6 protein-coding genes and 1 pseudogene are annotated in these 14,641 nt (G+C 42.2%); 3 read left to right on the top strand and 4 right to left on the bottom strand.

What is annotated here, in order from left to right:
- The 3 genes and pseudogenes from ACE4RR_RS08000 to ACE4RR_RS07990 form a co-directional block, all read left to right on the top strand.
- Nucleotides 1–647: pseudogene (locus ACE4RR_RS08000) on the top strand (poly-gamma-glutamate synthase PgsB); the annotation flags it as partial.
- Nucleotides 648–1,097 carry a poly-gamma-glutamate biosynthesis protein PgsC gene (gene pgsC, locus ACE4RR_RS07995; RefSeq protein ID WP_375534884.1) on the top strand — a complete coding sequence of 150 codons (450 nt, stop codon included), beginning with the start codon at nucleotides 648–650 and terminating at the stop codon, nucleotides 1,095–1,097. It begins immediately after the preceding pseudogene.
- Nucleotides 1,098–1,109: 12 nt separating this feature from the next.
- Nucleotides 1,110–2,294, top strand: a complete 1,185-nt coding sequence (locus ACE4RR_RS07990) for a CapA family protein (RefSeq protein WP_375534883.1) — start codon at nucleotides 1,110–1,112, stop codon at nucleotides 2,292–2,294.
- A gap of 300 nt (nucleotides 2,295–2,594) precedes the next feature.
- On the opposite strand, the gene ACE4RR_RS07985 is transcribed toward ACE4RR_RS07990, so the two are convergent.
- Genes ACE4RR_RS07985 through addB form a run of 4 tightly spaced genes read right to left on the bottom strand, consistent with a single transcriptional unit; the run spans nucleotide 2,595 to nucleotide 14,355 of the window.
- A complete protein-coding gene (locus ACE4RR_RS07985; protein ID WP_375534882.1) occupies nucleotides 2,595–6,005 on the bottom strand; it encodes an AAA family ATPase in 3,411 nt (1,136 codons plus the stop codon).
- A complete protein-coding gene (locus ACE4RR_RS07980; RefSeq protein ID WP_375534881.1) occupies nucleotides 6,002–7,168 on the bottom strand; it encodes an exonuclease SbcCD subunit D in 1,167 nt (388 codons plus the stop codon). Before ACE4RR_RS07980 ends, ACE4RR_RS07985 begins: the two co-directional genes overlap by 4 nt.
- A 16-nt stretch (nucleotides 7,169–7,184) precedes the next feature.
- Nucleotides 7,185–10,871: a helicase-exonuclease AddAB subunit AddA gene (gene addA / locus ACE4RR_RS07975; RefSeq protein ID WP_375534880.1), complete on the bottom strand. Its 3,687-nt coding sequence runs from the start codon at nucleotides 10,869–10,871 to the stop codon at nucleotides 7,185–7,187.
- Entirely contained in the window at nucleotides 10,849–14,355 is a 3,507-nt protein-coding gene (addB, locus tag ACE4RR_RS07970) for a helicase-exonuclease AddAB subunit AddB (protein ID WP_375534879.1), read from the bottom strand. Before addB ends, addA begins: the two co-directional genes overlap by 23 nt.
- Nucleotides 14,356–14,641: the final 286 nt, after the last annotated feature.

Genomic DNA, 14,641 nt, shown 5'->3' with positions numbered 1-14,641 from the left:
ATACAAAGATTGTATTTGCAGACAACAGCAAAATCTCCCATGAGTTTATACAAAAATTTGATTATACTATTTTCAAAGAAAATGCAGCAATTGCCTTGGCTGTTGCGGAAGCATTAAATATCAGCCGCGATATTGCCCTGAGAGGGATGCTGAATGCCAACCCTGATCCGGGAGCTCTCAGAGTGACACCATTTACTGACTTAAGCAAAAAGACTTCCTTCTTTATTAACGGATTTGCCGCTAATGATACGACGTCTACTCTCGCTATCTGGGATCACCTCCAGTCCACTTCCTTCATTAAAGAGGACAAAGGAGTGGTTATCAATTGCCGGGAAGACCGGATAGATAGAACGAAAGATTTTTGTGAAAAAGTTCTTCCAGAGCTCGGAGGTACTAAATTAATAGTGATTGGCCAAAATGTTCATCCAATCTTAAAAGCTTACGAATCAGGTGAGCTTCCATATGATAAGCTCATTAATCTTGAAGGTAAAAGTGCAGATATAGTTCTGGACAGAGTACGGGCCGAATCCCATGGTACGACTTTGTTTGGTATCGGTAATATTCACGGCGCAGGAGAAGCATTTTTAGAAACACTTCATCACTCGCCGCAAGTAAAACATCGCAGTGTCGGTGAGGAGGCTATTTAATTGTTTGGTACGGATTTGTATATCGCTTTAGTTATAGGGGTAGTTCTTAGTTTAATCTATGCAGAAAAAACTGGAATCATGCCCGCGGGCTTAATCGTCCCGGGCTATCTTGCGCTCGTATTTGACCAGCCGGTGTTTCTGCTGACGATATTTCTCATCAGCTTGATTACATATTTGATTGTAACATTTGGTCTTACGAAATTTATGGTGCTGTACGGACGCAGAAAATTTGCTGCCATGTTGTGTACCGGGATTGTGTTGAAATTATTATTCGACTATTTTTACCCCATACTCCCCTTTGAAATATACGAATTCAGAGGATTGGGTGTTATTGTACCCGGGTTGATCGCTAACACGATGCAGAAACAAGGGGTTATCCCAACGGTTTCAAGTACACTGGTATTGACTGCAGCGACGTTTATTATAATTACTTTATATTATTTAATTTAGGAGCATTCACAAATGGGGAAGCGGTATTTAAACAGAAAAGAAAAAATTCTTGCATATACGAAACAGGAAAAGAAAAAAGGATTTCGTCATGCAATTATTGCTCTTGCAGTGTGTGTGCTGCTAATCACTATCATACGTTGGTCCGACCCGGAAGCAGCCAGTGAGCCTGCGGAGCATTCAGACGAGGAAATATTTTCTGCTGCCATGGTCGGTGATATGATGATGGGCCGGCACGTTGAAGAGGTTTCCAAACAGATCGGGTACGAACAGCTTTTTCAATACGCTCTGCCGGTACTACAGACGGCTGACTATACAACGGGAAATTTTGAACATCCTGTTAATGATGAAGATTCAGAAGCGGAAGAAGCCGATAAAATTATTCATCTTTCTGCGAAATCTGAAGCAATTAAAGCGGTGGAGGCAGCTGGTTTTTCCACCGTCAACCTTGCCAATAATCATATGATGGATTATGGTCAGCTGGGACTTTCAGAAACTTTGCAGGCGTTTGATAATTCTTCGGTACTACCCATAGGTGCTAATGATACAGAATTTAACCCTGATTCTGCTGAAGATGGCTACGAAGTAAATTCTTATGGTGGTCTAGAAGTTGCAACACTTGGCATTAACGATATTACCTATGCTAAAATGGAATCGGGCAGTTCTACTGATCCAGGAATTATGACATCAGACCCCAGCGTATTTATTCCGGCAATCGCCCATGCTGAAGCAAATGCTGATCTTGTCATCGTTCATCTGCACGCCGGGCAGGAATACGACAGTTCACCGACCTCTCGTCAGGAAGGACTCGCCAAAGCAATTGCCGATGCTGGAGCGGATATCGTTGTTGGTCATCATCCGCACGTACTTCAATCAGTGGATGTTTATGATGATACGTTTATTATGTATTCACTTGGAAACTTTATCTTTGATCAGGGATGGACGAGAACGAGAGACAGCCTCGTTGCTGCCTACAGTCTGCAGGAAAATGGTACAGCCACACTTGACTTGAAGCCATACCGAGTGTTTGAAGCACAGCCGAGGCCGCTTCGTGGCGCAGATGAAAAAGTCCACAAGCAGCGAATTTTCCGGCAGCTCACAAAAGATACAAGCAATAAAGAGGCAATCGTTGAAAATGGGGATAATCTAAGAATAGAAGCTGACCACTCTCATATTATTGAAAAAATTAATAATGAATAAATAAACACCCCCTATTGACCGAACGATAATTACGTTCGATTAAGGGGGTGTTTTTTTCTGTATTAGGTCCCTTTCGATATCAGCACTGGTTTAATGGACGAACTACAATTTCGTTAACATCAACATTTGCCGGCTGCGTCATTGCATAATATACGGCATCAGCGATGTCGCTGCTGGTCAATGGAGTCATATCCGGGCTTAGTAATTTTAGATAACATATCCTGTACCTCATCATCCGTTATTGTTACCGTAAGTTCCGTTGCTACGGCCCCCGATGAAATAGTGGTTGTGCGGATATATTTATAACGTACTCATTTCTAGTGTTGTTCCGGCACCACCTGGTTCTGCCGGATATACATGTAGTTTTTTAGGTAGTCTATCCTGTAGTTCCGGCACATGACTTATAATGCCCACTGCCAATTTATCGGTCTGCAGCTTCTCAAGTGATGTCATTACTGTTTCAAGCAATTCATGATCAAGTGTACCGAAGCCTTCATCTAAAAAGAAAAATTCCAGCGGATGCTCTCCTTTTAATTGGATAGAGGTCGACAATGAGAGAGCAAGGGCGAGACTTGTTAAAAACGTTTCGCCTCCTGACAGGGATGTGACCGGACGACGCACACCGCCATTGGCGTCATCCCGGATAATAAATCCTCCTTCGGAATCTACTTCAATGGCATAACGCCCCCTTGTAAGTTCCTTTAAGCGTTCAGATGCCTGCCTGCTGACTTGTATAAGCTGCTCTTCTGCTAGAAATTCGACAAATCCTTTACCTCTAAAAACCTGGTCGAGCTTTTGATATCTTTCAAGGTCCTTTATCAATTCCGTTCTTGTATTTTCCAGCTGTTCATACCGGCCTTTTTTCTCTTTTAAATCCGTAAGAGCTTTCCAGGCAGCTCCGCGTTTTTCCCTTTGTTTATCTATTAACTCTAACTGGCTGGTTAACAAGTGATTAATATGGTTCCAGTGCTCCTCTGAGATGTAATTATCTTTTACTTTTTGACGTGCTTCTTCCAGTGTAAAAAGCCAATTTTCTTTTTCTTTATAAAAGCTGGAAACCTGTTGTTCAATTTTATTTGCTTTTTCCGTTTCTAATACATTTGCCGCTGCCTGCGCGGGGGCAAGACCTTCTTTATTCATGCGATGAGTTTCATTTCTCCATTTTTGAGAGGCGTTTAAATATCGTTCTTCAGCATTTTTCCAGGCATTTTCAGCGACTGTTTTATTTGTTTCCGCAGCTTCAAATTCATGGTCCATTTCTTTCCAGTCTTCTTTTATCTGATTTTCCTGCAGCTTTAAATCCTCTGACTGTTTTACATGAGAAGACTTCCATTCCTCAATCGAAAAGCTGCCCAGCGCTTTTTTAATCGAAGTTTCATATTCGTTTTTATTTTCCCGCTCCTTATTTACTTCTGCATTGATTTCTGTAATTTTCAGCTGCAAAGCATGATGTTTATCTTTAAAGTCATTTTTTTCTATTTGTACCTGCTCCAGATGAAAATTCCCTTCTTCCATTCTGTTTCTGATTTTTTCCAGTTCTTCCTCCTGATGTTGCATTTGCTCATATTCCTTTATTATTGTTTCAAAGTGAAATTCAGAAAAACGCTCTTTCCATTTTTCTTTTCCATCACAAAGCTGCTGCTCTGCTTTTTTTGCGTGCTGATCAGAAGTTTTGGCGTCATCGCAGAGTCTCTCCCATTCTCTTTGTTTGTGAGCTTCGTTCACCTTATGATCTTCATAAAGAGTCGTTTCCATCGAAATCTTTTGATGGAGCATTTGCAGGGTATCCTGCTCTTTTTCCATTTGGGAGGTGTATTGCTTAAATTCACTAGAAAGCTTCTTAATTGTTCCATCTGAGAATTTAAAAGTAGAAATTTCTGTGGTAGATTTTTCAATATCGCCCTCTTCTTTGGGGAAGGTCCTGTGAATACTGTCTGAAAGATTTTGCAAAAACCATGTTCGCTGGTCCAAATTTCTCAGTGTTCGTTCCAGCGTGTCTATCAGCTGATTTATAGCATCCAGATCCTCATCTTCATCAACAGGTTCTGTTGAATTCATTTGTGCTGCAGGATAGGGGTGGTGTTCGGAACCGCAGACAGGACATGGGTTTTCAGGGATTAGATCTGATGCAAGCCTGGCTGCCATCTCCTGATGGTGCTGTTCCTCCTGATTCGATTGTAAGAAATCGTGTTTGTCTATTAGTGAAGCCAATAGTTTTTCACAGACACGCTTGTCTTCTTCAGTTTTCTCGTACCAGGACATTATCTGCTGAAAACGTTTTTTTAGAACGGCTGTCTGCTCTGCCAGTTTTTTCGAAGCAGATTGTCTATACTGCTCTGCCTCCTGTGCCCTTTTCTTTTTACTCTCTGCCTCTTCGCTGTATTCTCTCCATCGTTCTTCAAGGGAAAGAAGAGTCAGTTTCTCATCTTTTGCTGCTTCCGCTCTTCTTTTATATTTGTGAGATACATCGTGATCTTTGAGTCTTTTTTTCCAATCATCTAATATGCTGCTGTATTTTTTTTCTTTATTATCGAGTTCTTTTATTTTCTGCTGCATATCTTCTCTTTTTTGTTCGAAGGCAGTAAATTCTGAGCGCTTTTTTTCATATCGTCTGGTCACTATTTCAAGCTCTTTCTGCCATTTTTCCACATTGTCTATTCTTTGTCTCATATCTTGCAGCTTCTGAACCTGATCTTCTTTTGCAGCATTAAAAGAATCCAATGCTTCTCTGGCTTTCCTCTCTTTTTCAGCGCACTCTTCACGCTGTGCTGAAGCTTTTTTTAATTTGTCCTTCCACTCGTGCATCTCCTTCTCATCTTGTAAATAAGCTTCCGCAAAGGGCAGAAGTGATGCTGCTTCAGCAGATTCTTTTAATTTGTTTTCTATTTCTGTGATTTCATGCTCCTGGTTTTTCAATGATTCCAGCCTGGTTTGAGCTTGATTCATTTGCTTCTGCCAGTCCCGTATTTTTTTACTTTCATCTACCTGTTGCTGTGTATTAGTTTTTTCTTCAACCAGTTTCTCCACATCGTTATCGAGATCCACGAATTGCTCTTCTGCTATTTTAACAGCTTCAGTGGAGGCATCCCCAAGTCCCGCTTGTTCTGCTTCTGTCCGATCCTTTTGGTGCCGAACCTCCAATAAATGGTTTCTAATCTTTTTATTGAGTTCATCCCCATACTTTTCCAGATTAAACAAGCGTTGGAGCATCAGGCGTCGTTCACTTCCCCTAAGCATTAAGAAATCAGCAAATTTCCCTTGAGGAAGCACGACCGCTCTTGTAAAATCGTCAATGGATAAACCAAGCAGTGTTTCAATTTCCTTTGTAACTTCCCCTGCTTTATCAGCAATTACTTTTTTGTCACTGCTGATGTCTATGAGCCGGCAGGCTGAGGTTTTCATGTTATGCCTGCCGCTTCGTTTATAGCTTCTTTCCACTTTGTAGGCCGCAGCTTTCCCTGCCTGGCCGAGCTCAAAAGTAAAGCCCACATACAGGGTGTCTTCAGCTTGATTTAAAATACCATGGGTGTTAGTTGCTCTTTCCACTTTCCCGTAGAGAGATAGTGTCATAGCATCCAGCAAAGACGATTTTCCACTGCCTGTCGGTCCGAAGATCCCGAACACCCCGCTTCCACATAATGACTTAAAATCCACGGTTTGTTCTTCCCGAAAACTATGTAACCCACGAATGGAAAGTTCAATCGGCCTCATGTTTGGTTCTCCCTTTCTTCTTCCAGGAGCTTCATAAATAATTCCACCAGTTCTTTTTCTGGTTCAGCTCCTCCTGTCTGTTTTTCATAGTACCGTTTAAATAATTCGTCCAGCGGGAGAGTTTTCTTATTTTCATAAGGCTTGTCTCCCTTCTTTTCCGGAAACACAGGACGAATGGTAATAATACCTGGATTTGTTTTTCTCCATTGATGGATTTCTTCCATAGACGGAGCTTCTTTCGTATATAAATCAAGTTCAATCCAAGCGGTATCATCTCTTTTTTCCTCGAGCCACTGTCTTACCTGCTGAGGACCCTGCTTTGCTTCCCACCTAACAAGCGGACGCCCGCTGGAAAGAGGAATTTCTTTGTAGTGCCCAGGCTGGCCGGGGCGGGCATCAACAATTGTTACGGATTTTGCATATCCTCTTTCTGAAAAGCTGAAAGCTAGGGGAGAACCGGAATAACGTGCCGGAGCGGCAGCTTTTGTAACCGTCTGTGCGCGATGAAGATGGCCAAGAGCCGTGTATTGAACATTTTCAGGGAGACTGTCTGCGGTTACGGTATAAGCCCCGCCGACCTCTATCGGTCGTTCCGAATCGGTGGAAGACGCCCCGGCTATAAATATATGGCTGACGCCGATACCAATATTTTTCGGAGAAAAATTTTTCGTAAGCTCTTGAAAAATTTTGGCAATCTGATCATTATATACGTCTCTGAGCTTTCGTTCATCAAGATCGCTCTGAAGCATTGTTTTTAAACGGGATTCTGAAGGATAAGGAAGGGCGGCAATTTGCAACACGTCAGTTCCAGCCGGAATGACCAACGGCGATAAATCAGGGTAGCCGCGAATAAAAATTCCGTTTGTTTTGGCAAGCTGACGGGCTGCCTGCAGCCGTTCCGGGTGATCATGGTTGCCGGCAATAATTACTGCCGGTATTTGGCAGTCTGCCGTAAGTTCTGCCATGCTTTCATAAAACAGCTCCTCTGCAGCTGCAGGGGGATTAACAGAATCAAATACATCTCCTGCCATTATCAATGCATCAATGTTTTCATCTTTGACGATGGCATGCAGCTCCTGAAAAAATGCAGCGTGTTCAGAAAACCTGCTTCTCCCCTCAAGGGTACGCCCAATATGCCAATCAGCAGTATGCAGCAGCCTCATGGTTATCTCTCCTAAATTACATAGTGATGGTAAAATTCCCTTCGAAAGCATAGATATAAGCCTGTTCCACAGGGCGGTTCCAAATGGATGCGATCGCTTCACGATAAATGTCAATCTGATTTTGGTATCTTGATTTCAAGAGCTGCTTTGCTTTTGAAGTGTCTCCGTCAAAACGGCTTAATACTGAATCAGTTTTAAAATCGACAAGTACGAGTCCCTTTTCCTGATCTTCAAACAGACAATCTACAGCACCCTGGATGAGCACGATATCCTCGTCAGACAGTGAAGTATCCATTCGTTTATAACTGAATGGAATTTCCCTGTAAACAGTAGAGGATTCAAGCATGGCCATGCCAAGCTCTGATTCGAAAAATCTAACGATTGCTTCGGGATCCACGGCTGATGCTTCGCTTTCTGTCAAGAGTTCAAGAGCAATCATCCTCCCAATTTCCGAAGCAGCGAAAGTAGCAGTGACTCGTGTCTGTAAGGAAATATGCTCAAGAACCGTGTGAACAGCTGTCCCCATTTCTGCCGGATTTTGGGTTTTGTTAACTAAAAACTTGGGCCTGTCTGCGTATTTTGAACGAAAGCTTGCCTGAAATGCCTTTTCGCTGTATTCATCCTCAACTGCTCGTTTCCACTCGCTCACTGTCTGTTTTGAACGGGTTCTCGTTGCATTATCAAAAGCATATTTCCACTGCAGCCGCTCTGCTACCTCGTCCTTCCATTCGCTTTCAACGGACACAGGAACAAAGTTTTTTATTGCTTCTTCTTTCTCTTGATCAATCTCCGCAAAAACTGCCTCCGTCTCTAGCAGCTCTTCTTTTTCCGTGATCTGTATATTCCAAGTAGAAGGATCATTAAACACAGTGGCATTGGCAGAAGCAAAGGGAATCAATGACTCCGAAGTCTGATGACGGAACACTGCAGGTCCTACCCAATCCAAAAATGATCTAGCACGAAGCCGGCCGGCTTCAGGAAGGAGCCACTCTTTACTATGTCTGTGTTGTTCCCACTGTTGGATGCTTTTTTCTGCTTCCGGCACGGTTCCAACGAGGTAAAGCTTTTCTTTAGCTCGAGTCATACCAACGTATAAAACTCTCATTTCCTCTGCAACACTTTCGCGGTGGAGTCTTTTTTTGACTGCCAGCTGCGGCAGGGACTCTCTCACCAAACGCTTTTCCGGATCTACAAATTTTGTGCCGATACCGAGTTCTTTGTGCAGTAATACATGACTGTATAGATCTCTAAAGTTGAATGGTTTGTTCATTCCTGCTAAAAAAACAATTGGAAATTCGAGTCCTTTGCTCTTATGAATCGTCATCATTCTTATAACGTCTTCCTGTTCGCCCAGGGCTCTAGCGGTTCCAAGATCATCTCCTCTATCCTGCATTCGTTCAATAAAGCGGAGAAAACGAAATAATCCTCGAAAAGACGTTTTTTCATAGGATCTGGCCCTGTCATAAAGTGCAAGCAGGTTAGCCTGCCGCTGTTTGCCTGCCGGAAGTCCGCCGACAAAATCATAATAGCCGGTTTCTTGAAGCAAGTCCCAGATCAGTTCAGATAAAGCCTGATTTTTCGAGCGGGATCTCCAGTTATGCAGCTTTTCATAAAAGTTGGCCGCTTTTTCTCTCCATACTGACTCCGGTCCTGCCGTGACAGTTTGATAGAATGCATCAAAAAATGTTCCGTTTTTTTCTTGCGCTCGTACATTTGCCAATTCTTCTTCATTCATTTGGACGATTGGGGAACGGAGCACTGAAGCAAGTGGGATGTCCTGTCTTGGATTGTCAATAATTTTTAACAAAGAAAGAACGATGCTGATCTCTACTGCTTCAAAGTAACCTCCGCTTAGATCCGCATGAACAGGAAGTCCCTCTTTTTTACATTCATCCATAATCACCGGCGCCCATGGCATCGATCTCATCAGGATGACGATATCTCGAAAGGTCACCGTCCTCATCTGACCGGTTTCTTTATCCACGATGGGATACTTATCTTTGATCATCTGCTTAATGCGTCGTGCCATCCATCTAGCTTCCAATTGAGCCGTTTCAAGCTCTTCTTCCGTATCTGATTCGGCGCTCTCTAAATTGGAAGAAATTGGACTCCCTTTATTTATTAGAATTAATTCTGTCTCACTCTGCTCATGCTGGGGATATTGCAAATTGCCAAGTTTTAATTCTGCCAGTTCATCATAATCAATATCTCCGGCACGTTCACTCATAATCTGCCGAAAAATAAAATTAGTGCTGTCCAGTACTTCTCTGCGACTTCTGAAATTTTGACCGAGATCTATCCGGTATCCTGGAAAGCCATCCCCGCGGTTATATTCTTTATATTTTTTGAGAAACAAGTCCGGTTCTGCAAGGCGGAATCGGTATACACTCTGCTTTACATCGCCAACAAGAAATAAATTATTTCCCTTTGAAACAGCCTGAATTATTGCTTCTTGTGCATGATTGGTGTCCTGATACTCATCAATCAACAGCTCATGAAGCTGCCTTTGATATTCCTTTGCCACTGTGGAAGGGCTTCCATTCTCGTCTATTAATATGTTTAAACAAATATGCTCCAGATCAGAAAAGTCCACCAGTCCGGCTTCTTTCTTTTTCTGCTGATAAGTTTCTGAAAATTGGACGGTGATTTCTTTGATAACCTGTACGGGTTCTTTCATAGTCTGAATGTCTTTAATATAAGCTGAAGGTGGATGAGCAAACGCTTCTTTCGCCAAATTTGTCATTTCCTCTTTCATTTGCTTTCTCAACCTTTGCACCTGATCTTTCAATTGCTCATTCACACCGCTGTCTTTTTTAATAGATTTCAGCCTTTTAAAGGTTAATGAGGCAAGATGTTCCTGCAGCTCATTCCAGGAATCTGCTTCTTTTAAGGGGGTGATCTGAAACTCGTCATCAGTAAGGTTGTCCAAATAGGCAGTCGGCCCGCCTTCTTCTTGAGAAAGGAGTTTACCTTCCTCAATATGCTGAAGGGCCATGGTAATACGTAATTTAGCATCCCGCCACAGCTCTTGACCCCATCTCGTATTTTCAAGCTCCACATCTGATTTCAAACTGTAAAGCTGGCTCATGTTCTCCAGCCAGCTTTCAGGATCCGGGTGCGAACGAGAAAAGTGAAATAATTTTCGAATGATACCTCGCAGGCCTTCATCTGAACGGTCGTTGTTAAAGCGGTCAGCTGCTGATAGAAAACGGCTGCTTCCCTCTTGATAGTAGGTCTCAAGCACTTCGTCAAGAATTTCCTCTCTTAGAAGCTCCCCTTCTGTCTGATCCATTATTCGAAACTGCGGATCTACTTCAACCAGGTAATAATATTTTCGGATAACAGACATGCAAAAGGAATGCAGCGTAGAAATCTGGGCTCTGTTTAACAAGGAAAGCTGCCTGCGCAGATGCAAACTTGATGGAGTTTTTTTTATTTCATTTTGTAAAGCTTCTCCAATTCTCGATTTCATTTCTGCTGCAGCAGCGTTTGTAAATGTCACGATTAAAAGCTTATCTACATCTTTCGGATTGCTTTCGTCTGACAATTTGCGGATAATCCTCTCTACAAGAACAGCCGTTTTCCCACTTCCGGCTGCAGCTGAGACGAGAAGGTTGGTGCCTTCAGCTGAGATAGCTTCCCATTGACTGTCTGTCCAAAACACATCTGCAGGCTTAGGCTTAATTTGAATCAATGGTCCCATCCCCCTCTTTAAATAATGATTTCATTATTTGTTTCTTATCAGTCGATAACGTTTTGTAGCCGTTTCCTTCAAAGGAAGTATCAAACTGGCATACGGCTTTAAAAGGGCAATAGCTACAGGCTGTCAGCTGTTTTACTTTATATGGATTAATTTGTGTATCTCCCTCTATAATTGACGAACCAACCTCCTCCAGCTTACTGCGGATAAATTGGCGGAGGTCTGCAAAGTTCTCTTTTGAAAGAACTGAGGAATTGGCATAAAAACTGCCGTCCTTTTTAAACGCAGCGGGAACAATCTCAGATCTACCAGATTCAAGTGGCAGATCCATTAACCGCACTGCCTCCTCCTGGGCAAGTAATAAGCCTTTCATTTTATATTTCTTGAAAAACTCCTCTTCAATTTCTTCTTCGGACAAATGCTGCGCTGCCTGAATGAAAGGGTTATGCACGTGGAAATAAAGTACGCCTCCCGGCAGCGCTTCCCGGCCAAACCAATCCTCTGAAAAAGACAGCACTACATCCATATAAACTAGCATCTGCAGGGCAAGACCATAATATATTTCTGGAATCTGTAAATCTTTTTGGCTAGATTTATAATCGATGATACGAACGTATAATCCCCCTTCTCCGGAGGCCTTATCCACTCTGTCTATTCTCCCTGCCACCTCCATTTCTACTCCATTAGGAAGAGTAAAACGAAGTGGAGGCAGCTGTTCATTTTCACCAAAGCCTACCTCCATTCCATAAGGGGAGTAACCAGATGCTTTAGCCTGTCTGTTTAAAATATCTGAAGCCCTAATAATGGTATCTTCAAGTTTTCTTAATAAATATTTATACCTGTCCGAGCTTAGTAATATTTCGCGTTGAATAGCCGGGGCTAATTTTTGTACAGTTGCCTTAGCCGTTCGAACTGCATCTTCCTTCGAGATATCTTTCCAATCTTTTCCTTCCTTCTGGAATGCTTCTGTCATCTGTTGAAGGGCAGAATGAAAAAGCTGGCCAATATCTGGAGCTTCCAATCGAAATATGTCTCGTTCTTTCAAACGAAGTCCGTATGATACAAAATGGGAAAACGCACACGATTCAAAACGCTCCACCCGTGAGACACTTGCTTTTAATTTCTCTCCATAAATCTTCAGGCTTACCGGTTCAGATAAGCTTTGCGGCCGATTCGTATAAAATAAACTCTGAAGGGTGGGCGCCGCATAAAACCCGTCATCCTTTAAGATCGCCCAATTGTATACGTCCCACCAAATATTAGAAATAGGATATCCTCTTTTCCAGCGCTGCAGCTGATAAGTTACGTATGACAATGTTTTTCTATCTGAACCGATAAAATCAAGCTGCTGGGTCGATTTATATTCATCAGGATGCTGAAATACCTGCTTTTCCTTCAAATGTGGGAACATTTCTTTTATTTGTTGTATCAGCGTAGAAGGCTGAAGGGATTTTCCTTCTTCATCTGCAAGAGCATAGCTCAGACTCAGCCGTTCAGAGGCAATGCTGAGAGCACGGTACATGAGGAATCGTTCATCAAGCAGCATCCGTGCTGAATCATCCGCAAGCTCAACTCCTCTTTCGTTAAACCATTCTCTTTCTTCATCGTGCAATATGCCGTCTTCCTCTGGTACAGCTGGAATGAGCCCTTCGTTGACGCCAAGAATAAATACAGCTTTAATATCACTCAGCCTTGATCTTTCCATATCAGCAACTGTAATCTGATCAATAGCAGGAGGTACAAGACTAAATTTCATTGATTCTAGTCCAGCCTCCATAATTTTATGAAAGCGAACTGTCGAAACTTTATCATCTTCCGCTATTTCAACCATTTGATCGAGAAGCTCTACGATCGCTCCCCATACTTGTTCGTGTTCGCCTGCTCTTGTTAATTCATTCCGCGCTGCAGCATGATCACGAAGCATTTCGATTTTTTGCGGGATCTTCAGGTCTTCTAGAAACTCAAATACAGATTGACCATATTCAATAAAAGTTGTAGAACGTTTAAGCTTTTTTTCTAAGCGCAGTAATGGTTTTGCCAGTTGACTTCTTCTCTTGTTTATTATTTTTTCAAGCTCTTCTTCTTCCGGTGAGAGATTTCCTTTCTCTTCGATAGCATTACGTGACTTCCTATACGCCCATGGTCTGTTTAGTTTCCAATGCTTTTCCTTTATACCATAGGCGAGCACATAATTTTCAAGCAGATCGGCTTCCCTTCTGGCATCTTCTATGCTTTCTTCCAAATCAAACAGCAGGTCCGTTTTAATGGCCCGGAACACAGGCTCATAGCGCCATCTTTCCACAATGATTTCAAGAGAAGATCGCAATAATTCGATGACAGGATGATTTAGCATCGGTCTTTTTTCATCAATAAATAAAGGGAGGCCGTAATCTGTAAAGGTGGTTTCAATTAATTCTGCATAAGCCTCGCTTTTTCTAATCATGACAGCAATGTCTTTAAAGCGATATCCATGCTCTCGTACAAGCTTTCGTATGTTTCTGGCAGCAGCTTCAGTTTCAGCTCTACGATTCACCGCACTGTTTATGGAGATGTGCTCGTTTCTTTTCTCCTGAACAGGGGGGTTTTTTTCAAAGTACTTTTCTAGATGAAGCAAATCCCCTTCTTTTGAATGCGCAGACCGGAAAAACTGCTTGGTATCCTTATGTATGGTGCTGGTTTCTTTTGAAAGCGCCTTAAGTTTGCGATAAGTCATGGCTGTTTGATGAAATAAATTAAGAAAATGAGGAGGTTCATCATCATACGGTTTGTCGAGGGTTAATGCGGCGGTCACTTGATCTGCTTTACTCAAGAGAGCTTTTATAACATTTAGCTCCTGAGGAGTAAAAGAATGAAAACCATCAATATAAACATAACAGCTCTCAAGCAGAGTGGAATCCGGAATACTGTCTGCAAGTAATGCTAGAGAGTCCTCTGTACCCACGTAGCTCCCCTGCAAAAATTGATCGATTTTTCTCCATAATAGTAAAATGTCATGAAGCTTATCTTTCAGAGCTTTTTCGCGTGCTGATAATTTTTCTTTTTGCTGCAGCTGTTTCCACTCTTCTTCTAGGGAATCCAAGGTCACAAGATGACGTTTAAATTCAGTGAACAGCCTCTCCATCTGTAAAATAAATCCTTCTCGACCGGCTGCTTTATTGTAAAGGTGAAATGATTGTTTTTCTTCTTCGATGACTTTGCGAATAAGCATATGCATTCCATTTTGCTGAATTACAGTCTTTGTAATTCCACCGGTTTCCTGCAGTACTCTCCAGGCCAGTCGTGAAAAACTAAGTACATGGGCGCGTGTCATCCCAGCATTTGTCTGTTTAATAAGTTTTTGTTCAGATTGAAAACTCATCTGGTCGGGAACTAAATATATAATGGAAGGAGTACCCGCTGGGCTCCTGTTAATTAACTCAGCCATTTCACTAATCATAGCAGAGGTTTTTCCTGTGCCGGAGCGGCCGATATAAAATGTAAGTCCCACTGCAGTACCTCCTTGTTTTATCCAATAAAAAGAATTTAATGAATGAAGATAGATGAATCATATGTTCGCATATATATATTCTAAAGCACGTTCTAGAAAAGATAAACCCTCACTACCTTGTAATTTTAAATTCTTTTTTGATGTCATACTCAGATAATAAAATTATGCATAATAAAACCAGGCGCTCCCGCCGAGGCGACTGAAAAAGTCGTTTCTAATCTGATAGAACTGTTAAAGTTTGTTGTTGATTCTCACGCATCGCTTATCGGTGGATGCTTGCCGCGGG

Source organism: Alteribacillus sp. HJP-4 (assembly GCF_042139015.1).
Taxonomy (GTDB): Bacteria; Bacillota; Bacilli; order Bacillales; family Marinococcaceae; genus JBHIKY01.
Note: the sequence above shows the minus strand (reverse complement) of the source record. Positions and strands in the feature narration are given on the sequence as shown.

What these genes read in the sequence shown, in the direction of transcription:
- ACE4RR_RS07990 (WP_375534883.1), top strand. Translation starts at nt 1,110, where the DNA reads ATGGGGAAGCGGTATTTAAACAGAAAAGAAAAAATTCTTGCATATACG.
- ACE4RR_RS07985 (WP_375534882.1), bottom strand. Translation starts at nt 6,005, where the DNA reads ATGAGGCCGATTGAACTTTCCATTCGTGGGTTACATAGTTTTCGGGAA.
- ACE4RR_RS07980 (WP_375534881.1), bottom strand. Translation starts at nt 7,168, where the DNA reads ATGAGGCTGCTGCATACTGCTGATTGGCATATTGGGCGTACCCTTGAG.
- addA (WP_375534880.1), bottom strand. Translation starts at nt 10,871, where the DNA reads ATGGGACCATTGATTCAAATTAAGCCTAAGCCTGCAGATGTGTTTTGG.